A 22615-nucleotide genomic window follows, 5' to 3' on the forward strand; every position below is an offset into this window, starting at 1 on the left:
TGTTCCCCGGGCGCGGACCGCTCCCGCCCGGGGGACGCCGCGCTTCAGGGACCCGAACTACCCTGCCTGAGCTTCCCGGACCGGAGTGTGAGGAGTCGTCCGTTGTTGCAGACCCTGGTCGTCGGCCTGGGCCGATCGGGACGCGGCTTGCATCTGCCCGTCCTCAACCGCTTACGCGAGCGCGCGCTGCCCGCCGTCGACGCCGACCTCTTCGATCCCGGCCCGCCGCTCGGCTACGACCCGCTGCCGCTCCCCGAGGGCTCGGCCGCCCGTGGCTTCACCCCGGTGGCCTCCCTCGCCGAGGCGCGGGACCGCCTCGACCCGGCCCGCACCGTCGTGCACCTGTGCACCCCGCCCACCGAACGCGTCGAGCTGATGGCCGAGTTGATCGGCCTCGGGTTCCGCTCCTTCGTGGTGGAGAAGCCCATCGGCACCGGCTCCGCCGTGGTGGACCGGCTGCGCGCCCTGCGCGACGAGCACGGCGTCGCGCTCGCCGTCGTCGCGCCCTGGCTGTCCAGCACCCTCACCCAGCGGATGCTGGAGACGGTGCGCGCCGGCTCGCTCGGCCGACTGCGGCGGATCACCGTCCGCCAGCGCAAGCCCCGGCTGCGCCGTTCGCTCAGCACCCCGAGCCACCCCACCGTCTTCGACGTCGAACCGCCGCACGCCGTCGGCGTGGTGCTGCGGCTGGCCGGCGACGCCAAGGTCGTCGACGCCTCCTGGACCCACGCCCACGCGGACGGCCGGGTGGTGCCCCGGATGGGCACCTCCTCGCTGACGCTGCGCCATGACGACGGCGTGGTCAGCGAGTTGACCTGCGATCTGACCTCACCGGTCCGCGAACGCAGCTTCACCCTCGACTTCGACGGCGGCACCCTCGTCGGCCACTACCCGATCAGCGAGGACGACCATTACGCCCATCTGAGCGTGGCCGCCACCGGGCGCCCCGCCACCGCCGAGGTGTTCGAGGACGACGCGCTCTCCGCCTGCCTGCTGCGCGCCTACCGCGGGCTGGCCAGCGCCACCGACCTCGGCGCCGACTTCGAACTCCAGGCACGGGTGGTGGCCGTCCTGGAGGAGGCCAAGGAACTGAGCCGGGCCGACGAGCCCGGCACCGACATCCAGGGCTCCGCCACCCTGAGGGAGACGCACCATGCCGGATGACCACCCCGCCCCCGCCGCCCCCGCCCGCATCGAACCGCCCGACGGCATCGCGCTCGCCGGCATCGGCGACGAGGCGGGCGCCGAACTCGACACCCAGCTCGCCGCGCTCACCGGCCTCGGCTGGGGCCTGATCGAGCTGCGCAACATCGACGGCACGGCGCTCGCCGACCTGGACGACGCCGCCTTCGACCACCTACGGCAACGGCTCTCCGCGGCCGACCTCGAAGTGGCCTGCGTCGACGCCAGGATCGCCAACTGGGGCCGCCCGATCACCGGCGACTTCGACGAGGACCTGCGCGAGCTGACCGCCCTCGCGCCCCGCTGCCACGCCCTGGGCACCAACCTGGTGCGCATCATGTCCTACCCCAACGACGGCCTGCCGGAAGACCGTTGGCGCGCCGAGACGCTGCGCCGGATCGCCGAGCTGGCCCGCCGCGCCGAGGACGCGGGCCTGGTCCTGGTGCACGAGAACTGCGCCGGCTGGGCTGGCCGGGAAGCCGACCGGATGCTCGACCTGCTGGAGCATGTCGACAGCCCAGCGCTGCGGCTGCTCTTCGACATCGGCAACGGCGTCGCCTACGACTACGAGGCCCACGCCCTGCTCAAGGACATCGCCCCGCATGTCGCCCATGTCCATGTGAAGGACGCCGTCGGCACCCCCGACGACGCCCACTACACCCTGCCGGGGCAGGGCCGTTGCCGGGTGGCCGACTGCCTGCGCGATCTGCTGGCCGCCGGCTACCGGGGCGTGCTCTCCATCGAACCGCACATCAGCGTCCGGCCGCACGAGGCGCTGGCCGACGCCGGGCCCGACGGCGTCTCGCGGTTCGTCGCCTACGGCCGCGCCCTGGAGCGGCTGATCGCCGACGAGGTGCTTCCCGACGTGGCGGCCGCCCGGTGACCGAGGGCCCCGCGACCGTTCCGCTGCTCCCCGACGAGCGGGAGCTGCTGCTGCGCCTGATGGAGCTGCCCACCGCCGGGCCGCTTGAGGTCGGCGCCGCCGGGCCGCCGCCCAGGCTCGCCGCCGCCCAACGCGCCTACGCCAAGGCCGCTGCCACGCTCGGCTTCACCGTGCTCCACCACGCCGAGGCCGACCCGTCGGCGATCGAGGGGCCCGAGGTCCCGGCGGCGGTGCGGGAGGCGGCCGCCGCATCGCCCGACTTCCTGGCCTGCCAGCCCAACATGGTGCTGCGGCTCGGCCCCGAACTGCCGCGCGAACGCACCGTGATGTTCAACGCGCATCTGGACACCGTGGCCGGCGGCGAGCCGCCCCGACTCGACGGCGACCGCTTCCACGGCCGGGGCGCCATCGACGCCAAGGGCCCGGCGGTCGCGCTGCTCGCCGGCATCCGCGCCGCCGTCGCCGGGACGCCGATGCTGGGCCGGGACATCGGGGTGCTGATCCAGCTGGTCTCCGGCGAGGAGGGCGGCGCGATGGGGGTGTTCGGCACCAGGGACCTCGTCCGGCGCGGCCACACCGGCCGGTTGAACATCTTCTGCGAACCGACCGGCGGCCGGCTGCTGCCCCGTTCCACCGCCGCCATGACCGCCCGCGTCTCCGTGCACGGACAGGACACCATCGACGACCGCCCCGGCGGCGGCCACAACGCCACCGTGCTGCTCGGCCATGTCGCCGCGCACCTCGCCCGCCGACTCCCCGGTCTGGTGCCCGACACCCGGGTCTGCGTCGCCGGACTGCACACCGGCGAGCTGCACAACCGCGTCTACGGCACCGGCCGGCTGCTGCTCAACCTCGCCTATCCGACCACGGCCGCCGGCACCGCCCTCGAAGCCGCGCTGGAACGGGAGTTGGCCGCCGCGCTCGACCTTTTCGTCGAGGAGTTCGCCGCGCTGCCCGACTTCGCCCGCACCGCCGCCGACGCCCGCTCCGTCGTCACCCTCGACTGGCTCAAACGCGGACTGCCGGCGCTCGACGCCCACGACCCGTGGGCCGAACGGCTGGTGGCCGAGGCCGGCATCCCGCTGGCCGCCCCCGACGATCCCGCGTTCACCTGCGACGCCATCTGGCTGGCCGGCGTCGACGACTCCTACACCGCCGTCTTCGGCCCCGGCGACCTGGACGCCAACCAGGCCCATGCCGAGGGCGAGTTCGCCGACGCCGCCGATCTGGAGCACTACGCCGGCGGCGTCGCCCGCCTTCTCGACCGCTTCGCCCGCGCAACGAACGGAGCCGCATGACCACCTCGGCCACCGAGCCAACGAAGCCAACGCCCGCCGAGCCGGGCCCTGAGGCGTTCCGCGACGATGTCCGCGTCCCCTACGACGATCTGCTGACGTTCGCCACGGAGGTGTTCGTCGCCAGGGGCATGCCGGCGCCGCGCGCCCGGATCGCCGCCGAGGCGCTGGTCTACGGCGACCTCGCGGGGCTGCGCTCGCACGGGCTGACCAATCTGACCCGGCTCTATCTCCCGCTCTTCGACGACAAGCGGGCCGATCCGGCGGCCGAGCCCGAGGTGCTCGCCGACAAGGGCGCCGCCGTGCTGATCGACTCCCGGCGGTCGCTCGGCCTCTGGTCCGCCAGCGACGCGATGGACCTGGCCGTCGACCGGGCCACCGAGTACGGCGTCGGCCTGGTCTCGCTGCGCGACGCCACCCACTTCGGCTGCGCGGGGGTGCACACCGCGCGCGCCGCCGCCAGGGGCGCGGTCGGCATCCTCGCCTCCAACTGCGGCGGCCAGCGGATCGGCCGGCCGCCCGGCGGCCGGGCCGCGATGCTCGGCACCAACCCGCTCTCCATCGCCGCCCCGGCCGGGCCCGAACTCCCCCCGTTCGTCCTCGACATGTCCACCACCGTGGTGCCGACCGGCCGGGTGCGGCAGGCCGCCCGCGCCGGACAGCCCATCCCCGAGGGCTGGCTGGAGGACGCCGAGGGCCGGCCGGTCACCGACCCGGACGCCCTGGACCGGGGCGACGGCTACCCGATGTGGCTCGGCGGCCGCCCGGAGACCGGCGCCTACAAGGGCTACGGCCTGGCGCTGCTGGTCGAGGTGCTGGCCGCGCTGGTGCCCGGCGCGGGTCTTGGCCCGACCGCCGAGGCCCACGCGGGCAACGGCAGCCCCTCCGGCCGCGACGACGACATCGGCATCCTGGCGCTCGCCGTCGCCCCCGGCGCGCTGCGCCCCGACGGCGGCTTCCTCGGCCAGGCCGAGGGCCTGTTCCAGGCGCTGCTCGACTGCCCACCGATCGACCCGGAGCGCCCCGTCAGCTATCCGGGCCACCGCGAGGCGCTGACCCAGCGCGCCGCGCGCCGCGACGGGGTGCCGGTGAGCCGCGCGCTCTGCGCCGAACTGACCACGGTGGCCGACGGGTTGGGCATCCAGGCCCCGCCGGCCGCCCGCCTGGAAGGAGACCGATCATGAGCGCCGACGGGACCACCACCGAAGGCAGGCCGCTGCGCGTCGGGCTGATCGGCCTCGGCGTCATCTCGAAGTTCTATGTCGCCGCGTTCGAGCAGCTGGACGATGTCGAGCTGGTCGCCGTCTGCGATCTGCGGCCGACCGCGCTCGACCCGTTCCGGCCGAAGATGCCGGTGCACACCGACCACCGGAAGCTGCTCGCCACCCCCGGGCTCGACGCGGTCGTCGTCAACGTCCCCAACGACGTGCACCACGCGGTGTGCGCGGACGCCATCGCCGCCGGCGTCGCCGTCTGCGTGGAGAAGCCGCTGACCACCAGGGTCGCGGACGGCCGGGCGCTGGTGGCCGCCGCCAGGGACGCCGGGGTGGTGCTCTTCACCTCCTTCCACCGCCGCTACAACGACAACGCGCTGGCGCTGCTGGAACGGCTGCCGTCCGATGTCCCCGTCACCTCGATCACCGTCCGCTATCTGGAGCGGATCGAGGAGCACGCCGGCGACGACCGCTGGTATCTGGACCCGGAGCGCTGCGGCGGCGGCTGCGTCGCCGACAACGGGCCCAACGCCTTCGACACCGCACGCCAGTTCATCGGCGACCTCTCCCTGGTCGAGGCCAAGGTGCTGCGCGACGCCGAGGGCGTCGACCGACAGGCCACCGTCGAACTGCGCGCCGCCTCGGGCGCCACCGCCCGGATCGAGCTGGACTGGGCCTACCCGGGCGAACGCAAGGACATCGAGGTGCACCTCGCCGACGGCACCGTGCACCACGCCGACATGCTCGGCGGGCACGACGGGTTCAAGCGGTCCCTGTGGCACGAGTATGTGGGCGTGCTGGTCGAGTTCGCCGCCGATGTGCGGGCCGGCCGGGGCCATGGCGAGGACGGTCTCGCCGCGTTGGAGCTGGTCGACCAGGTCTACCGTTCCCAGGGCGCCCCGACGACGGCCGTGCCCGGGCCCGACCCGAACGAGGACGGGCTGAAGTTCCCGGTGCGCTCCACCCTGGTGAAGATCCTCACCCACCGCAGGGACGACCGGGGCATGAGCCTGACGGAGTTCGCCAGCCGCTGTGTGCGCAGGGGAGAGGTCCACGAGCTGGTCACCACCGACCAGACGGATCCGACGCCGGGCGCCGTGGTCGACCGGGTCGGCTTCCTCGGCTTTGTCGAGATCGAGTCCGCCGGCGTGCTGGACCGGGGCGACGAGGTGTGGGCGGGCGGCCGCAGGATAGGCACCGTGCTCGGCTTCGACGACTGCCACTTCCCCAACCACTACAACGTGCTGATCGCCGTCGACACCCCGACGACAGGCCCCGAGCAGGGCCTGGCACCCGGCATGGAGGTCCGCTTCGGCGCGCCCAACTAGGGTCGCGGCGCCCGGACATGGCCGCGCCCCCCGATCCGGCGAACGGATCGGGGGGCGCGGCACCTCGCCCCGAGGCCCCGAGGCCACGAAGCTACAGCGACTCCACGGACCCGCCCGGCGCCAACCGCCGCCGGCAGTCCAGCACATAGCGGGCCGACCCGGTCACCAGCGCGTAGTCCACGCCGTCATGGTCGGTGACCAGCAGCACCGCGTCGGCCGCCGCGACCTCGTCCTTCGTCAGCTCGACCGGCACCGGCTCGGACGGGCCCGAGGGCAGCAACCCGGACGGGTACTCCGACACATGGGCGTCCACGATGCGGACGGCCGCGCCCGCCTCGGTGAGCAGCCGGGCGATATCGACCCCGGGGGACTCCCGCACATCGCCGCTGTTCGCCTTGTAGGCCAGCCCCAGCATCAGCACCCGCGCGCCGGCCAGCGCCCCGCCGCGCCGCTCCAGGCCACGGCCCAGGCGTTCGACCACATACTCCGGCATCCGGTTGTTCAACTCGGCGGCCAGCTCCACCAGTCGGAACCTGGCGCCGAGCTGCCGCTCCACCTTCCACGACAGATACAGCGGATCGACCGGCAGGCAGTGCCCGCCGACGCCGGGACCCGGCGTGAAGCGCATGAACCCGAACGGCTTGGTCGCCGCCACGTCCAGCGCCTCCCACATGTCCACGCCCAACCCCTCGGCATGGGTGGCGAGTTCGTTGACCAGCGCGATGTTGACCTGCCGGAAGGTGTTCTCCAGGATCTTCGCCAGCTCGGCGACGCGCGGCGTGCCGGCCCGCACCACCTCCTGGACCACCGAACCGTAGAAGTCCGCGATCCGCTCCAGCGAGGCGTCGTCGACCCCCGACACCACCTTGGGGGTGGTCTCGAACGTCCACCGTTCGTTGCCCGGGTCGATCCGCTCCGGGCTGTAGCCGAGATGGAAGTCACGGCCCGGCACAAGCCCCGACTCCCGGCGCAGCAGCGGACCCAACACCTCCTCGGTGGTGCCCGGATAGCTGGTCGACTCCAACACCACCACGGCGCCCGGCCGCAGATGGGCGGCGAGCGTGGTGCCCGCCGACTCGATGTACGACAGATCGGGCTCACCGTCACGCAACGGCGTGGGCACGGTGATCACCGCGATATCGAACTCGGCCAGGTCCTCGTCCGCCACGCTGGGCCGGTAGACGCCCCGGTCCAGCAGCGCGGAAAGCCGCTCCGAACCGATGTCGCCCACATAGGACTCACCGACCGCGAGCTTCTTGATCCGCGCCTCGTCGACGTCGTACCCGACGACCTGGTAACCGCGTTCCGCCGCCGCGACGGCCAGCGGCAGTCCGACATAGCCCTGTCCCATGACGACCAGTTTCGAGGCCATCGAAGGCTGCATCCCGGTACTCCTTAGTCGAAGAACTCGCACACCGAGTCGGCGATGTACTCCACTTGGGCGTCGGTCAGATGGGGCCAGATCGGGATGGCGAGGTTGTGGTCGCTGGCGTACTGGGCGCCAGGCCAGGCGCGGCCCTCGGGCGCGAACTCCGCGAACGCCGGCTGCAGCGGCAGCGGCACCGGGTAGTACACATGGCTGCCGATCTCCTTCTCGGTCAACCACGCCCGCAGATCGCCACGCCGCCGCACCAACAGCGAGTAGACGTAGTAGCAGCGGCCGTTGCGCCCCGCCGGCGGCGCCGTCACCCCACGGTCGGCCAACGGCGCGAACCGCTCCGTGTAGTAGTCGGCGATCTTCGCGCGCCGCTCCAACCGGTCGGCGAACCCCGCGTGCCGGTGCAGCTGGAACGCGGCGACGACCTCGTCGAAACGGCTGTTCTGCCCCACCTCGTGGTGCAGGAAGCGGGTGATCCCGTCCTGCCCGTGGTTGCGGAGCATCCGCACCCTGGTCGCCAGCGCCTCGTCGTCGGTGAGCACCACGCCGCCCTCGCCGACCGTGCCGAACGCCTTCACCTGGAAGAAGGAGAACGCCCCCAGATCGCCCCAACGCCCGGACGGCACCCCGTCCAACACCGCGCCCTGGGCGACCGCCGCATCCTCGATGACCGGTATGCCCCGGTCATGGGCGATCTTGTTGATGCGCGGCATGTCGGCCATGATCGAGAAGACATGCGCCGGCATCACCGCCTTGGTGCGGTCCGTGATCGACCGCTCCATGTCCTCCGGATCGATCACCATGGTGTGCGGATCGCAGTCGGCGAAGACCGGCGTGGCGCCCAGGTTCGCCACCGACGACGCCACCGGCTGGCAACAGAACGCCGGCACCACGACCTCGTCCCCCGGGCCGACGCCCAGCGCCTGTACCGCGAGGTTCAGCGCCCCGGTGCCGCTGGAACAGGCGATCACCGAGCCGGCCCCGGTGGACTCGCGCAACTCCTCCTCCAGGGCCGCGGAACGGCGGCCGAGGATGAACTTCTGCTCGGGGTCGGTCCCCACCTCGTAGAGCAGATCGAGCAGCGCCTGCCGGTCCTCCTCGAACAGGTCCGGCGGGAAGAACGGGATGAGCGCCATCTCACTGCCTCCCGGCGTAGAAGTCGACGATGGCCGCACACACGGTCTCGACCTGTTCCTCGGTGAGATCCGGGTACAGCGGCAGGGCCACGGTCCGCCCGCTGGCGGCCTCCGCGTTGGGCAGCGAGGGCGGCGGCGAACCGTCCGCCGGCGCGTAGGCGGGCTGGTGGTGCAGCGGACGCGGGTAGTACGTCTCGGTGCCGATGCCCCGCCGCGTCAGATGGTCGACCAGCGCGTCGCGCCGCTCGACCTCGATCAGATACACATAGAACACCGGGTCCGACGGCACGGCCCGGGGCAGCAGCCTGGGCACCGCCAGCACCCCGTCGACGCCGCTCAACCGCTCGGTGTAGGCGTCCGCGAGCCGCCGGCGCCGCACGATGTCCTCGTCGAGCCGCGACAGCTTGGCGACCAGCACCGCCGCCTGGATGTCGTCCATCTTGCTGTTGGTGCCGCTCGCCCCCGACAGGTTGGAGATGCCGGCGATATGGTCGATGGTCTTCCCCATCCGACCGTGGTGCCGCAACGTCCCGGCGCGCTCGGCGATCTCCTCGTCGTCGGTGAGGATCATGCCGGCGTCGCCCACCGCGCCCAGCGTCTTGCTGGGGAAGAACGAGAGCACCCCGCCGGCGCCCAACAGGCCCGCGTGGGTGCCGTCCCAGCGCATCCCGATCGCCTCGGCGCTGTCCTCCAGCACCAGCAGCCCGTGCCGCTTCGCCACCTCGTCGATCGCCGCCATGTCGGCCAGCTGGCTGAAGAGATGCACCGGCAGCACCGCGCGGGTCCGCTCGGTGATCTTCGACTCGAACGAGGCGGCGTCCATCCCGTAGTCGCCGTCCGGCGTGATGTCGGCGAAGACCGGGGTGGCCCGCGCCAATGTGACGGCCGACGCCGACGCGAAGAACGTGAACGCCGGCACGATCACCTCGTCGCCCGGCCCGATCCCGGCCGCCCGCAGCAGCAACACCAGGGCGTCCGTACCCGAGTTGACCGCGATGGCGTGCCGGGCGCCGGTGTAGTCACGGATGGCCCGCTCCAGTTCGGCGACCTTCCGCCCGTGGGAGAACTTCCCACGATCGAAGACCTCGCCGACATGCCGGCTGATCAGCGGCCACAGCTCCCGGAAGGAGTCCGCCTGTGAGAAGAAGGGGACTTCCGTCCCCGGACCGGCCGGTCCGGTCCTGTCGCCCGTTGTCAGTCCCTGTGCCGAAGTACCCACCGGTCTCCTCAATCGTGGTGCTTCATGGGAGGGTGCGCGGTCCGCGCGGCGCCGTGCTGTCGGGCACGGGGGACCGGGGCGCCAACAGGGTTCCGGGCGCCCCCGCGCCCCGAGGACGGGCGCCCTCACGACCGTATGAAGAAGCGGGGACCGCGACAACGGCAACAACTTGCCCGCAGCGCCCGCGCGTTGAATCCGCACGGCGCGGCGCGGGTCGCGGCGCCCCGCCGCCGAAGGGCCGTCGGGGGCCGCCGAGGCCGTGACAGGTTCTTGCTCGTGGCGCGCCCCGCTCGGCACGTTATTGCCATGGCGGCCCGCGCGGCTCCGTTCCTAAGGTGACTCACCGTCCGGCCGCCCGGAGCACGCTACCCAGGGACCGCAACGCGGAGCCGCGATGGCCGCTCGGCGCGCGGGACCCGGAGGAGTCCGGCCGGCGAACCGCGGGAGGGCCGACCGCTCCCCCGTCACCTGACGAGCACCCCGGGGGTTGACCGTGAGCGTCGCCGAAAGCCTCTCCTCGACACCGCCCGGCCTCACCGGCGCGGCGGACGACAGCCCGTACATATTCGACTCCGCCTGGGACCGCGAGACCGAACGGCTCCGCGCCAACGAGGCGCTCTGGGACCAGGGCACCATCGAACGCCTCGAACGCCTCGGCGTGGCCCCCGGCTGGACCTGCCTCGAAGTCGGCGCCGGCCGCGGCTCGATCGCCGACTGGCTCGGCGAACGCGTCGGCCCCGGCGGCCGGGTGGTCGCCGCCGACCTGGAGACCGCGCCGCTCGACTGGATCGACCGCCCCCAGGTCGAGGTCACCAAGCTCGACCTGCGCGGCGACCAACTCCCGCACGACACCTTCGACCTGATCCACGCCCGGATGGTCCTGCAACACCTGGAGGACCGGGACGTCGCCATCAGCCGGATGGTCCGCGCCCTCAAGCCGGGCGGCGTGCTCTTCGTCGAGGACACCGACTCGCTCACCCTGTTCCGCTCCGCCGTCGCCGTCGACTTCCTCAGGGACGTCCACACCGCCTGCTACGACCTGATGGCCCGCGCCGGCTACGAGGCCCGTGGCGGCCAACTCGACTTCGAGGCCGCGCTCGCCACCGAACTGGTCGACGTCTCCGCCGAAGGCCGCGCCGTGATGGTCAGGGGCGGCACCCTCAGGTCCCGGATGTATGTGCTCTGGCTGGAATACCTCCGCCCCAAGCTGATCGAGGCCGGACTGCTCACCGAGGAACGGATCGACGAGGCGCTGGCCGCTATGGCCAACCCGGACCACCGCTGGCTGAGCCAGGTGCTGATCTCCACCTACGGCCGCCGCCCCAGCTGACCAGGCTCCCCCCTGTCCACCTCCTCGGAAAGGCGTGGCCCATGGCCGTCAACACGGTGCGGACCGGCGAGACGGGCGTCACCCCCCGGTCGAACCGACTCAAGGCGTACGCCAAGCTGGGCAAGCTGGCCTTCTTCGACTTCTATCTGTGCGTCCTGCTGGTGTGGGCGGCGCTCCCCGGCGACCAGCTCTGGGAGTGGCAGAGCTTCGCCCTGCTCGCGCTGTTCGTCCTCGGCCAGGGCGGCGTGGTCGCCGCCACCGTCGCCTTCGACGATCTGACCGGACTCCGCGACGGCAGCGACGCCCGCAACTACCAGCCGGAGACCGGGCAGTTGCGCGACCTGTCCCGGAAGCCGCTGCTCAGTGGCGCCCTGACGGCCCGTCAGGCATGGCTCTTCGGCTGGGGCACGGTCGCCTGGGGGCTGGTCGTCTGGAGCGCGACCGCCCTGCTGGCACCCCACCAGCCGCTCTGGGTCTGCGCCCTGCTGCTGCTCACCGTCGTGCTGGCCGTGCAGTACTCCTACGGCCTCAAACTCAGCTACCACGGCGGCCAGGAACTGCTCCTCCTCTTCTGCCCCGCCATGGTGGTGCTGCTCCCCTACGGACTGCTCACCGGCACCACCACCGGCCTGATCATCCTGGAGGCGTTGCTCTTCGGCCTCTGGAGCCTGCTGGTCTCGCTCTACTCCAACATGAACGATGTCGACGGCGACCGGCTGGCGGGCCGCCGCAACCTCGCGACGCTCACCTCGTCCGCCAACTACCGCCGGGTGATAGTGGCGTTCACCGTGGCCGAGCCCGTCGCGGTGCTCGTCGCCTGGGCCGTCGGCGCGGTCCCCGGCTGGTTCCCGCTGGTGCTGCTGCCGGTACTCGCCTCCCGCGCGATGCAGGTGCGCACCGGCATCGTCCAGCGCAACGCGCTCGCCGCCCGCGTCCTCGGCATCCGCACCCAGCGGATCGGGGTCCTCTCCTTCATGGTCGGTAACCTCTTGGCCGTGCATCTCATCTGAGACCGGCCGGCGAAAGGCGTGAACGAGTGCGGTGGCGTGACAGGCTGCGGACGCGACCGACCGAACGGACCGACCGGCCCAACCTGCGGGCCGCGATGTCCACTTCGGCGGTCGCCGCCGGACTGATCGCCGTGATCGTCTCCTACGCGGGCCCCATGGCCATCGTCTTCCAGGCCGCCGACGCCGGCCGACTCGGCGAGGTCCGCCTCGAATCCTGGGTCTGGGCCATCTCCATCGGCTCCGGCATCACCTGTATCGCGCTGAGCTGGGCCTACCGCGCGCCGGTGCTCACCGCCTGGTCGACCCCCGGCGCCGCGCTGCTGGTCTCGGGCCTCACCGCCTACTCCTATGGCGAGGCCGTCGGCGCCTTTCTGCTGGCCGCCCTCGCCACGGTGCTGGTCGGGGCCACCGGGCTCTTCGGCACCGTGATGCGGCTGCTGCCCCAGTCGGTCGCGGCGGCCATGCTCGCCGGCATCCTGCTCTCCTTCGGCATCGACGTCTTCCGGGCCGCCGACACCAGCCCGGGACTGATCGCCGTCATGCTCACCGGCTATGTCCTCGCCCGCCGCCTCGCGCCGCGCTGGGCCACCGCCTGGACGCTGCTGCTCGGCTGCCTCTACACCGCCGTGGCCGGCCAAGCCGACTTCAGCGGCGTAAAACTCTCCATCGCCACGCCGGAGTTGACCGCCCCCAGCTTCTCGCCGGACGCCGCCGTCGGGCTGGCCCTCCCGCTCTTCCTGGTCACCATGGCCTCCCAGAACGCCCCCGGCATCGCGGTGCTCCGCTCCGCCGGCTACGACACCAACCCCGACCGCCTGGTGGTCACCACCGGAGTCGCCTCCGCCGTCCTCGCCCCGGTCGGCGCCCACGCCATCAACCTGGCCGCCATCACCGCCGCCATCTGCACCGGCCGCGAGGCCCACGAGGACCCGAACCGCCGCTATGTCGCGGGCATCACCTGCGGCGCCGGCTACCTCCTGGTCGGCATCTTCGGCACCGCCCTGGTCGGGCTCTTCACCGCGCTCCCGACCGAACTCGTCGCCGCCGTCGCCGGCATCGCCCTCCTCGGCGCGATCGGCGCCTCCCTCGCCACCGCGACGGCCGACGAACGCCACCGCGACGGCGCGCTGGTGGCCTTCCTGGTGACCGCGTCCGACATCGAGTGGTGGGGCGTCGGCTCCCCCTTCTGGGGCCTCATCCTCGGCGTCGCCACCCACCTCCTCACCACCCACCCCTGGCCCAGGAAAACCCCGAACTGACGGGCGGGCGCCGCGCGTTCACCCCGCGCTGCGGCGCCCGGCCCGGCCCCCGGCCGGAACGGTCGCGCGGGGCGCGCCCACCCGCGTCAACTCCCGTACGCCACCGCCCCGAACAACACCCCTGCGTGGCGCACTCGACCCGCCACCCTCGCCGGTCCGGCCCTCAACCGTCGGCACCGAGCCCCGCGTCCCCCCATTCGACGGGAACCCCCCACCCCGTGACGTCGCCGGGGCGGTCAGGCCGCCGCGCCCAGCGGCCCCGCTGAGCTGGGACTTCAGCGAGAATTCACCGAGCCTCCAGCAGACTTTCCTGAGGCCTCCGCAGTATCACCCCAGTGGCGTTTCGCCCCAGGGACCACGGGCGTTCATGCCGCGAGGACCGGGCCCGGCATGGCGCACGCACGGGCCGAACGGGGATACGGGGAAGGGACCCAATGTCGGGACGTGATTCCATCACCTCGCCCGCTCTCCTGAGTCGCGTTCCGGAACTGGTGCCCGCGGAGACGCCGCCGCAGCACCCGTCCCGGACCCGACTCCTGGGGCGGCAGTCCGAACTGGCCGCGGTGACCGGGTTGTTGATGGACCCCACCGTGCCACTGCTGACTCTCACCGGCCCCGCCGGGGTGGGCAAGAGCCGGTTGGCGAGGACGGTCTGCCTGGAACAGGAGCCGTTCGACGGCCGCCGCGTCGTCATCGTCGACCTGGCCGAGACCGGCCGGCCGGACGTCGCATGGCATGAGATCGCCGCCGCGCTCACCCCCGCCGTCGCCAGGACCGGCGCCTGGGAACGGCTCACGCCCCCGCGCGCCGGCGGCGGCACCGGCGCGAGCCGGACGGCATGCGCCTCCGCCGACGATTCGGCCCTGGCCTCCGCACACGGGCGAGCCAGCGAACTGGCCGAGGAGTTGGGCGAGGAGCTGGCCGCCGACGCCGACGGGCCGACCGTGCTGCTCCTGCTGGACAACTGCGATCTGGTGGCCGCCGCGCTCTCGCTCGGCCTCGCCGCCCTGATCCAGCGCTGCCCACGGCTCCGCGTTCTGGTCACCAGCCGAACCTCGTTGGACGTCTCGGCCGAGCGGCTGTTCCCGCTGGAACCCCTCCCCGTCGACGCCCTCCCCATCGACCCGTTGGCCCTCGACGCGCTGCCCGGCGATCCACTCGCCGTCGATTCGCTGCCCGTCGCCCCCCTGCCGACCTGGACCGGCCCCGTGGCGGGGACGCCCAGGGGCGGCGGTCCTGCCGTCGAACTGTTCCTCGGCCATGTGCAGGCGTACTACCGCAACCAGGTGCTGCACAGCGCGGATCTGGAGGCGATCGCCCAGATCTGCGCCGAGCTGGACGGCGTGCCGCTGGCCATCGAGGTGACGGCGGGAGCCGTCGGCACGCTCAGCCCCAGAACCCTGCTGGCGCGACTGCGCGGCGGCGAATACCCGTACCGCACCCGCCCGTTGGACGTGGCCAGCCGGCACCGTTCCCTGTCGACCGCGCTGGCCTGGGGCGAGGGCGCGCTCAGCGCGGAGGAACAGACCCTGGTCCAGCGCCTCGCGGTCTGCGAGTCGCCGGTCGACGTGGCCGTCGCCGAACGGTTGGGCGGCCTCAGCTGGTGGCGCGCGGCGCAGGTGATGGACGGACTGGTCCACAAGAGCCTGCTGCTCAGCGTCGACCGGCAGGGCGAGAGCGACGGCGAGCCGGAGTTCCGGATGCTGCGGACCACCCGCAACCACTACCTGGCGCGGCTGGCCCGCGACCCCGAGCGACTGGCCGAGGCACACGCCCGGCATCTGGAGCACTACGCGGCCTTCGCCAGGGAAGCGGCCGAGGGACTGGCCAGGGAGACGGAACGCGCCCGCTGGCTGGACGACATCGGGAGCCGGCTGGCGGACCTGCGGCTGGCCGTGCGCACCGCGCAGCAGCGGGGCGAACACGACACGGCCGTCGCGCTGTTGCTCGGCCTGGAGGACGCCTGGGTGGCCCACGGCGTGGTGGCCGGAATGGCCGTGCTGCTCGACCGGACCATCGAGGCCGTCCGGGCCGCGCCGCCCGAGGGGCCGTCGCCGCTCGCCCGCGCCCTGGAGGGCGCCGGCCGGTGGGCGGAGCTGTCCGCCGAGACGGCCGCGGCCCGCACCGCGCTGCGACAGGCGGAGACGGCCTACCGCACCAGCGGCGACGGATGCGGCGTCGCCCGGGTGACCGGGCAGCTCTCCGAACTGGCGCGCCGCGCCGGCGATCTGCCGGGCGCCGCCTCGCTGGCGGCCGACGCGGTCGACGCCTACGAGGCGGTCGGGGACCGCACGGGCGCCTCGGCGGCGCGCCGCACCCAGGCCCTGGTGGCCGCCGCGCTGGGCGCACCGGACGCGGAGGCCCCGCTGCGCCGCGCGTTGGACGATCTGGCGGACCTGGACACCTGGCACGCCAGGGGCGTCCGGGCCGCGCTGCGGCTCGACCTCGTCCGGGTGCGCCGGATGGCGGGGCGGTCGGCCGACGCCAGAAGCGCCGCGTTGGAGGCACTGGGCGAACTGCCGACGCCCGACTCCTCCCCCGGGTGCCTGGCGGCACTGCTCGAAGTGTCCGCCCTGACCGCCCCGACGGAGCGGAAGGAGGAACGCCTCGCCGCCGCCCGGATGCTGTACGCCGCCCGTGGGACGCGCGAGCGGCACGGGCTGCCGCCGGGCGAGGACGAGGAAGAACTACGCGCGTTGGAGCGGCGGTTGGGCGACGCGCTGCCCGACGGCGCGCTGGCCAGACTGCGGCTGCGGGCCTCAAGCGTCGCCCCGGGCGCCGCGCTGGACGAGGCCAGGGAGGCGCTGGCCCCGCCACCCGGGCCGACACCCGAGGTGAACCCGCGACTGCGTGAACTGACGCCCCGTCAGCAGCAGATAGCGCTGCTGGTCGCCGAGGGACTGACCAACCGTCAGGTCGCCAGACAGCTGGAGATATCCGAGTGGACCGTGGTGAACCATCTGCGCCAGGTGATGCGCAAGTTGGGCTGCCCGTCCCGGGTACATGTCGCCCGCGTCATCCAGTCCGCCCCGGGGACGGCCGCGGCCCAGTGACCCCGCGATGGCCTCGCAGTGCCTCGCGATGACCTCGCAATGACGTCGAACCCGCCATCGTCGCAGGTCAGGGGCGCTCTGGCAGAAGTCTGTCACCGACGTTGCGATTGACCGACGATGCCCGGATGACCAGGCTGGAGGACATTCTGAACGACGGGCGCCCGTCGCGCCCCTGCCGGGAATCCCGACCGGTGAGCCGGCAGTCGTCGGCGCTCTGGAGCCCGACGGCGGTCCCGCTCCCGGCGGTCCGCCGCCCGCCCGCTAGCAGAAGGAATGCCGTGACCGGACCAACGCAGGACGCGGCCGTCGCCGCGACCGAGGACCTCGCACCGCACGAACTGCGCGGCCGGATTCTCGCCCGCGTGGAGCAACGCCTGGCGGACTTCCTCGCCGCCGAGCGGGACACGTTCGAAAAGCAGCAGCCCGACTCCGTCGAACTCCTCGACACCGTCGCCGCCATGGTCAGCAGCGGGGGCAAGCGGCTGCGGCCCGCCTTCTGCATCGCCGGGTACCTCGCCGCCGGCGGCGACCCCGAGTCCCCCCAACTGGTCGACGCGGCCGCCGCGTTGGAGTTCCTGCACACCTTTGTGCTGATGCACGACGATGTGATGGACGACGCCGACCTGCGGCGCGGCGAGCCCACTACCCATATCGTGCACACCCGGCTGCACGAGGAGCGCGGCTGGCGCGGGGACAGCCGCCGGTACGGGGAGGGCGTCGCCATCCTCGGCGGCGATCTCGCCCATGTCTTCGCGAACCGACTGATGCAGGACATGCCGCCCAAGGTGCGCACCGTCTGGAGCGAGCTCTGCACCGAGCTGATGTCGGGCCAGTTCCTCGACATGCGGGCCGCCGCCAGGTTCCGCCCCGACCCGCGGCTCGCGCGCCATATCGCGCTCTTCAAGTCGGCCCGCTACACCATCTCCCGCCCCCTCGCGGTGGGCGCGGCCCTCGCCGACAACGACGAGATCATCAGCACCTTCGAGGAGTACGGCCAGGCGACCGGCGAGGCGTTCCAGCTCCGCGACGACCTGCTGGACGCCTTCGGCTCTACCCAGGCCACCGGCAAGCCCACCTGGCTGGACTTCAAACAGCACAAGATGACGCTGCTGATGTCGTTCGCCATGCGCGACGAGCCGGAGGTGGCCGCCCTGGTCGGCGACGACCTCAGCGCCGTGGAACCGGAGAAACTGCACGCCCTGCTGACCCGCACCGGCATCCGCGACCGCGTGGAGGCCGTCATCGACTCCCAGGTCAAAGTCGCCTCCGAAGCCGTCCGCGCCGCCGACATCAGCCCCGAACTGACCGAAGAACTCACCACCATGGCCCACACCGTCGCCTACCGCGACTCCTGACCCACCCGCACCCAACCCCCCGGAAGACGACGCCGACCTCCGAACCGTCTCCCGGAAACCCGCGCCCGCGACGTGGCCCGCATCGTGCTGTCGGGGCCCCCGACCGTGATCCCGCGTGATCCCGGTCGGGGCCCTCGTCGTGCGCCGGTGCGGCCGACGGGGTCAGCCGTCCGATCCGCCGCGGGCGCGGTTCCAGGTCCGGCGGTCCCGCGCCGCCGCGTAGATGCTCTCCACGCCGGTCGCGCTCCAGACGCCCGCGAGGGATCTCATCGTGGCGATCTCCCGGTGCCGCACCACGCGCACGTCGTGCAGCGAAGGCACCACCACGACCTTCCGCGCGTCCACGAAGGCGAGCACGGGGGAGACTTCGACGGGGAAGCCGCACGCCCGGGTGAGAGCCGCGGAGGCACGCCTGGCCTCGGCCCGGGAATTGCGTACGTAGGGATAGGACCGGTCGGCGATCTTCACGGAGTCGTCGCCGACCCAGACGCGCGCTCCGCTGTGGTGCTTGGTGTTGAAGGAGAAGACTCCGCCCGGCCCGATCAGCAGGTGGTCGATGTCCACCTCGCGCGGCAGCGGTATCGAGTGCAGAACGCGCCAGCCCCTGGCGGTGAGCCGTTCCAACTCGGCGCCCGCCTTCTGCTCACCGCGCAGTCCCTTCCGCCAGCTGTCCGCCTCGGACGTGCGGCCCAGCAGCTTCGTGAGCAGGTAGCGCCAGAAGCTCGGTCTCAGCTCGGCGAGTTTCGCCAGCAGCGCCTCGCCGGGCCGGTTCCCGGCGAGGTCGTCCCCGGGGCGGGGCCCGACCGCCGGGGGGCGGACCCGGGGCACGGGATCGGCCGGAGCGGGCGGTGCCGTGGCGGTGCGCGCCGGCGACCCCTCCGCCAGATGGGGAGCGAGAGCGTCCAACGCGGCCTCGCGCTGCTCCTCCACGAGCACCGTGATCCGGCCGGTGGTCCGGTCCAGCCAGGCGATCTTCTCGCCGGCCCGGGAGTTCACGTACAGGCGGTCATGGCCGAAGCGCTTCCACGGGGAGACCGTCAGGCCGTGCGACCCGCTCATATCGCCCCCGCCCAGGCGTCCTTGGCCCGGTCCTGCTCCGCGCGCTGCGAGCGGCGGGACGGGCGTCGTTCCAGGGGAGTGACGACACCGTTGACGAAACGGTCGACGGCCTCGTCGATACTGCGGATGAAACTGGTCTCGGCGTTGCCGCGGGTATTGCCCATGCTCTTGAAGAGGGACAGACGGAAACCGGTGATCCGGGCTCCGTCGCCCGGGAGCAGATCGGCCGGCTCCGGGCGCAGTCGTTCCAGGGTGCCGCGCGGTCCGGTCCCCTCCTCGACCAGCGTCTCGACGTGCACATCGGCCGGGGCGTCGCTCAGTCGCCGGAGCAACCGCTTGGCTTTGGAAAGGGGGTAACCCTGCTCGGGCGCGGGGACGTCCACGGATGTGCGTAGTTTGCCGGTGCGCAGATCCGCGGTGATGGCGAGCACGCCGCGCGTTCCCTCGATGCGGAGTTCGGCGTTGAGGCGCCCGTCGTGGCAGAGCTGATCGGCAAGGGCGACGCGGCGGGCGTCGGGATCGGTGGTGCGCCTGCCGCGCCGTACCGGCAGGACCTTCTGGCCCAGCTCGCCCCCCAGCCGGAGACACACCTGCCGGACCAGGCGCTCCCAGCTCTCCACGACGTCGACCGCGCGCCGGTCACCCTGGCCGAGGGTTTCCTCGTCGATCGCGTTGCGCACCGGCACCCAGGAGGGGCCCATGTTCTGGAAGCCGTGACACCCCGAGTTGCCGTGCTCAAGGTAGTGCAGAAGCTCATGCAGAACCCAGGCGTGTGCGGCGTTGCCCACGCCCTCGTGGCGGATCAACATCCTTGCCTGATGCGTCACTTCGGCCCAGGACAGATGCCAGAGCGACACCTTGTGCTTACGACGCCGGTCGATCTTGATCTCGATGAGTGGACTGCCCTCCAGCGCGACGTCATTGGAGAGCGTGATCACCGCCTCGTAGCCGCGACGGGTGGCGATGTCCACGTAGTCCTGGACCTGCTCGGGCTTGAGGGGGTTGCCGTTCGTCTTCGTTTCGACGAGGGCGGTCCACAGCTTGCCCGCCCGCTCCACGCGGATCACGCCATCCGGGCGCTTGGGAGCGTCGCCGTGCGGCAGCGACACCTCGGTGAAGGTCTCCATGCGGCCGGCCGGAGCTCCGAAGGCGGCGGTGAGGCGACGGCCGAACTCCGGCACCTGGGCCATCACGGACAGCAGGACGGAGGTGGCGCGGGCCTCACGCTCACGGTCGTTCTTGAGCGAGGGAACCGGGAAGAGCCTGGCCGGTTTCCAGGAATCGTGCTCCGCGAGCGACTTCTTGGCGACCTTGGGCAGGGTCACCTTCTTCCGCGCGGTACGGGGGCGCCGGGCCGGGCCCGGGACCGTCGCCACCACGACCGGCTCGGTGACCGGCGCCGGGGCCGGTACCGCGTCGACGAGCGGCTTCCCGGGCTCCCGGACCTCGACACCGGACTCCGCGGTGTCGGACTCCGCGGTGTCGGACTCCGTGGTGTCGTCCTCGCCCTCGTCATCGATGTCGATACCGAAGTCCGTCGCCAGACCGGCGAGTCCGCTCTCATAGCCTTGGCCGATGGCCCGGAACCGCCACTCCCCGGCACGCCGGTATATCTCGCCGAAGACGAACGCGCTCTCGGCCCCCGCGTCGTCGATGCTGAACCCGAGTAACTCCTCTCCGGCCGCGTCGGAGAGGGTCAGGCGCAGATCGTGCAGGTCACCGAACCTGGCGCCGCCGTACCTGCTGGCCGCGATCGCCACACGTTCGACGTCCGGAGGCATGGCCGAGAGGTCGAGGCTGATCCGGTCCTCGTTCCCGTCGGCGGCCGGGGGCTTGCCGAGGAGCTGGACGCTGCCGTCCGGTGCGTCGGGGTTGTTGTAGAAGAAGAAGTCGGCGTCACCGCGCACTTTGCCGGACGCGTTCAGGAGGAGAACAGAGACGTCCGCGTCACCGTCACCGGAATCGCTGCTCCAGGTCAGGCGGACGAGCACACCGCCGACGGTTTCGCTCAGCTCTCTCAGCGCGATGTTCGCGCCTTTGACCATTTCGCGCATGCGGCTCCCCAGGCTGCTGCGGCGTTACCCACGCCCTCACGTTGTGTCGAGGCACAATAACGCCGAATGACCGCGCCCGGCAGAGAAACGGACACACACGCCCACGCCGGGCCGGACCGTCGGGGGCCGGCTCCCACATAGCCCCCGAACGCACATCAGGCCCGGTACTGATCTCTCAGTACCGGACCTGACCTGTTGATTCACCGTCGGGGTGGCGGGATTTGAACCCACGACCTCTTCGTCCCGAACGAAGCGCGCTGCCAAGCTGCGCCACACCCCGGTGGAGCGTGAACTACTTTAGCTGACCAGCGGGCGTTCACGAAATCAGGTTGTGGTGGGGGTGAGGGTGAGGAGGGTTGCCTCGGGGGGGCAGGCGAGGCGGACGGGGGTGTAGCGGTTGGTGCCGCAGCCGGCGGAGACGTGGAGGTAGGAGTGGTTGCCGCCGGCCTCGTGGTGGGAGAGGCCCTTGACGCGGTCGGTGTCCAGGTCGCAGTTGGTGACCAGCGCGCCGTAGAAGGGAACGCAGAGTTGGCCGCCGTGGGTGTGGCCGGCGAGGATCAGTGGGTAGCCGTCGGCGGTGAAGGAGTCCAGCACGCGGAGGTAGGGCGCGTGCACCACGGCGAGGGAGAGGTCGGCGTCCGGCTCGGGGCCGCCGGCGACCTCCGCGTAGCGGTCCCGTTTGATGTGCGGGTCGTCAAGACCGGTCAGGGCGATCTCCGTGCCGGCCGTCTTGATGTGGCCACGGGTGTTGGTGAGGTTGACCCAGCCCGCGTCGTCGAAGGCGTCGCGCAGCAGCCACCACGGGTTGCGGGGAACGTTCCGGGCCGGCGTGTTCCCGTTGAGGCCGTGCCGTCCCGATACGCGTTCGGCCAGGTAGCGGCCGGGGTTGCGGAGGCGCGGCGCGTAGTAGTCGTTGGAGCCGAAGACATAGGCGCCGGGGAACTCCAGCAGCGGTCCGAGGGCGTCCAGTGTTTCGGGGACTGCCTCGGGGTCGGAGAGGTTGTCCCCGGTGTTGACCACCAGGTCGGGGCGGAGGCCGGCCAGCGACTGCAGCCAACGGCGCTTCTTGTTCTGCCCCGAGACCATGTGGATGTCGGAGACCTGGAGGACCCGCAACGGCCGGGCGCCGGGCGGCAGTACGGGAACGGTGACCCGGCGCAGTCGGAAGGAGCGCACCTCGAAGCCGGCGGCATAGACGAGGGTGCCGGCGGCGAGGCCGGTGACGGCGAGGGCGGCGTTCAGGGGGATGCGGTATCGCGCGCGCATGCGCCCCATGGTCGCAGAGCCCTGGGGCCACTGGTGGCACGGCTGTCACAATGGGCGGCATGACCACGTTCAAGTCCCGGCTGCGGGGCGATCTGACGGCAGCGATCAAGGAACGCGACGAGCTGCGGTCCGCGACTCTTCGGATGGTGCTGACCGCGATCACCACGGAGGAGGTCTCGGGCAAGAGCGCCCGTGAACTCTCCGACGACGAGGTGCGGAAGGTGCTCGCGCGCGAGGCGAAGAAGCGTCGCGAGGCGGCCGAGGCGTTCGACAAGGGGGGCCGCGCCGACCGGGCCGATCGGGAGCGGGCCGAGGGGGAGGTCCTGGCCGAGTACCTGCCCAGGCAGCTGACCGACGAGGAGCTCGCGTCGGTGGTCGACGAGGCGGTCGCCGAGGCCAGGGCGCAGGGCGTTGAGGGGCCCCGGGCCATGGGCGCGGTGATGAAGATCGTGAACCCGAAGGTCGCCGGGGTGGCCGAGGGCGGCCGGGTGGCCGCGGCGGTGAAGAAGGCACTGGCCGGCTGACCGTCACAACGAACAACGGGGCGCCCCAACCGACTGGTCGGGGCGCCCCGTTGTATGCGGTGCGGGTGAC

At 72.3% G+C, this 22615-nt stretch carries 17 protein-coding genes and 1 tRNA gene; 11 read left to right on the top strand and 7 right to left on the bottom strand.

Annotated elements, in window-relative coordinates; genetic code table 11:
* Positions 1-102 precede the first annotated feature (102 nt).
* The 5 genes from AOM46_RS12925 to AOM46_RS12945 are packed head-to-tail and all read left to right on the top strand — an operon-like array spanning position 103 to position 5902.
* A complete protein-coding gene (locus tag AOM46_RS12925) occupies positions 103-1164 on the top strand; it encodes a Gfo/Idh/MocA family protein (RefSeq protein WP_062210045.1) in 1062 nt (353 codons plus the stop codon).
* Positions 1154-2065 (top strand): sugar phosphate isomerase/epimerase, encoded by a 912-nt coding sequence (locus AOM46_RS12930; protein WP_062210048.1) that lies wholly within the window; start codon positions 1154-1156, stop codon positions 2063-2065. Before AOM46_RS12925 ends, AOM46_RS12930 begins: the two co-directional genes overlap by 11 nt.
* Positions 2062-3363 (top strand): M20/M25/M40 family metallo-hydrolase, encoded by a 1302-nt coding sequence (locus AOM46_RS12935; protein ID WP_062210051.1) that lies wholly within the window; start codon positions 2062-2064, stop codon positions 3361-3363. Before AOM46_RS12930 ends, AOM46_RS12935 begins: the two co-directional genes overlap by 4 nt.
* Positions 3360-4544 (top strand): Ldh family oxidoreductase, encoded by a 1185-nt coding sequence (locus tag AOM46_RS12940; protein ID WP_062210054.1) that lies wholly within the window; start codon positions 3360-3362, stop codon positions 4542-4544. The genes AOM46_RS12935 and AOM46_RS12940 overlap by 4 nt, the downstream gene beginning before the upstream one ends.
* Entirely contained in the window at positions 4541-5902 is a 1362-nt protein-coding gene (locus tag AOM46_RS12945) for a Gfo/Idh/MocA family protein (protein WP_234313757.1), read from the top strand. The genes AOM46_RS12940 and AOM46_RS12945 overlap by 4 nt, the downstream gene beginning before the upstream one ends.
* 91 nt (positions 5903-5993) lie before the next feature.
* On the opposite strand, the gene AOM46_RS12950 is transcribed toward AOM46_RS12945, so the two are convergent.
* From AOM46_RS12950 to AOM46_RS12960, 3 genes are read right to left on the bottom strand one after another with little or no spacing between them, the layout of a single operon-like run.
* Positions 5994-7286: a nucleotide sugar dehydrogenase gene (locus AOM46_RS12950; protein WP_234313758.1), complete on the bottom strand. Its 1293-nt coding sequence runs from the start codon at positions 7284-7286 to the stop codon at positions 5994-5996.
* 11 nt (positions 7287-7297) lie between these two features.
* Positions 7298-8416: a DegT/DnrJ/EryC1/StrS aminotransferase family protein gene (locus tag AOM46_RS12955; protein WP_062210061.1), complete on the bottom strand. Its 1119-nt coding sequence runs from the start codon at positions 8414-8416 to the stop codon at positions 7298-7300.
* Position 8417: 1 nt separating this feature from the next.
* Positions 8418-9635 (bottom strand): DegT/DnrJ/EryC1/StrS aminotransferase family protein, encoded by a 1218-nt coding sequence (locus tag AOM46_RS12960; RefSeq protein ID WP_078856758.1) that lies wholly within the window; start codon positions 9633-9635, stop codon positions 8418-8420.
* 493 nt (positions 9636-10128) lie between these two features.
* Here AOM46_RS12960 and AOM46_RS12965 point away from each other — a divergent pair, with 493 nt between their 5' ends.
* The 5 genes from AOM46_RS12965 to AOM46_RS12985 all read left to right on the top strand — a co-directional run bounded on the left by AOM46_RS12965 (position 10129) and on the right by AOM46_RS12985 (position 17642).
* Complete coding sequence (locus AOM46_RS12965) at positions 10129-10965, top strand: class I SAM-dependent methyltransferase (protein ID WP_158920404.1); 837 nt, start codon at positions 10129-10131, stop codon at positions 10963-10965.
* 41 nt (positions 10966-11006) lie between these two features.
* Positions 11007-11975, top strand: coding sequence for a UbiA family prenyltransferase (locus tag AOM46_RS12970; protein WP_062210066.1), 969 nt, complete (start codon positions 11007-11009; stop codon positions 11973-11975).
* Between the two features lie 95 nt (positions 11976-12070).
* Positions 12071-13234, top strand: coding sequence for a benzoate/H(+) symporter BenE family transporter (locus tag AOM46_RS12975; RefSeq protein WP_062210828.1), 1164 nt, complete (start codon positions 12071-12073; stop codon positions 13232-13234).
* Between the two features lie 434 nt (positions 13235-13668).
* A complete protein-coding gene (locus AOM46_RS12980) occupies positions 13669-16287 on the top strand; it encodes a LuxR C-terminal-related transcriptional regulator (protein ID WP_062210072.1) in 2619 nt (872 codons plus the stop codon).
* A 278-nt stretch (positions 16288-16565) separates the two neighbouring features.
* The gene (locus AOM46_RS12985) at positions 16566-17642 is read left to right on the top strand and encodes a polyprenyl synthetase family protein (RefSeq protein WP_234313759.1); all 1077 of its coding nucleotides are present in this window, start codon (positions 16566-16568) and stop codon (positions 17640-17642) included.
* A 162-nt stretch (positions 17643-17804) separates the two neighbouring features.
* On the opposite strand, the gene AOM46_RS12990 is transcribed toward AOM46_RS12985, so the two are convergent.
* The 4 genes from AOM46_RS12990 to AOM46_RS13005 form a co-directional block, all read right to left on the bottom strand.
* Positions 17805-18701 carry a nuclease-related domain-containing protein gene (locus AOM46_RS12990; protein WP_062210074.1) on the bottom strand — a complete coding sequence of 299 codons (897 nt, stop codon included), beginning with the start codon at positions 18699-18701 and terminating at the stop codon, positions 17805-17807.
* Entirely contained in the window at positions 18698-20746 is a 2049-nt protein-coding gene (locus tag AOM46_RS12995) for a TerD family protein (protein WP_062210076.1), read from the bottom strand. The genes AOM46_RS12990 and AOM46_RS12995 overlap by 4 nt, the downstream gene beginning before the upstream one ends.
* Positions 20747-20961: 215 nt before the next feature.
* Positions 20962-21035 (bottom strand) — tRNA-Pro (locus AOM46_RS13000).
* Between the two features lie 44 nt (positions 21036-21079).
* On the bottom strand, positions 21080-22021 hold the full coding sequence (locus AOM46_RS13005; RefSeq protein WP_062210078.1) for a metallophosphoesterase: 942 nt from the start codon (positions 22019-22021) through the stop codon (positions 21080-21082).
* Between the two features lie 59 nt (positions 22022-22080).
* Here AOM46_RS13005 and AOM46_RS13010 point away from each other — a divergent pair, with 59 nt between their 5' ends.
* Positions 22081-22545: a GatB/YqeY domain-containing protein gene (locus AOM46_RS13010; RefSeq protein WP_062210834.1), complete on the top strand. Its 465-nt coding sequence runs from the start codon at positions 22081-22083 to the stop codon at positions 22543-22545.
* The last annotated feature ends 70 nt before the right edge of the window (positions 22546-22615 follow it).

The organism is Streptomyces sp. NBRC 109706, assembly GCF_000974485.1.
GTDB lineage: Bacteria > Actinomycetota > Actinomycetes > Streptomycetales > Streptomycetaceae > Streptomyces.

Coding starts and splice junctions, on each gene's coding strand:
- AOM46_RS12930 (WP_062210048.1), top strand. CDS start 1,154: ATGCCGGATGACCACCCCGCCCCCGCCGCCCCCGCCCGCATCGAACCG.
- AOM46_RS12940 (WP_062210054.1), top strand. CDS start 3,360: ATGACCACCTCGGCCACCGAGCCAACGAAGCCAACGCCCGCCGAGCCG.
- AOM46_RS12945 (WP_234313757.1), top strand. CDS start 4,541: ATGAGCGCCGACGGGACCACCACCGAAGGCAGGCCGCTGCGCGTCGGG.
- AOM46_RS12950 (WP_234313758.1), bottom strand. CDS start 7,286: ATGCAGCCTTCGATGGCCTCGAAACTGGTCGTCATGGGACAGGGCTAT.
- AOM46_RS12955 (WP_062210061.1), bottom strand. CDS start 8,416: ATGGCGCTCATCCCGTTCTTCCCGCCGGACCTGTTCGAGGAGGACCGG.
- AOM46_RS12970 (WP_062210066.1), top strand. CDS start 11,007: ATGGCCGTCAACACGGTGCGGACCGGCGAGACGGGCGTCACCCCCCGG.
- AOM46_RS12975 (WP_062210828.1), top strand. CDS start 12,071: ATGTCCACTTCGGCGGTCGCCGCCGGACTGATCGCCGTGATCGTCTCC.
- AOM46_RS12980 (WP_062210072.1), top strand. CDS start 13,669: ATGTCGGGACGTGATTCCATCACCTCGCCCGCTCTCCTGAGTCGCGTT.
- AOM46_RS12990 (WP_062210074.1), bottom strand. CDS start 18,701: ATGAGCGGGTCGCACGGCCTGACGGTCTCCCCGTGGAAGCGCTTCGGC.
- AOM46_RS12995 (WP_062210076.1), bottom strand. CDS start 20,746: ATGGTCAAAGGCGCGAACATCGCGCTGAGAGAGCTGAGCGAAACCGTC.
- AOM46_RS13005 (WP_062210078.1), bottom strand. CDS start 22,021: ATGCGCGCGCGATACCGCATCCCCCTGAACGCCGCCCTCGCCGTCACC.
- AOM46_RS13010 (WP_062210834.1), top strand. CDS start 22,081: ATGACCACGTTCAAGTCCCGGCTGCGGGGCGATCTGACGGCAGCGATC.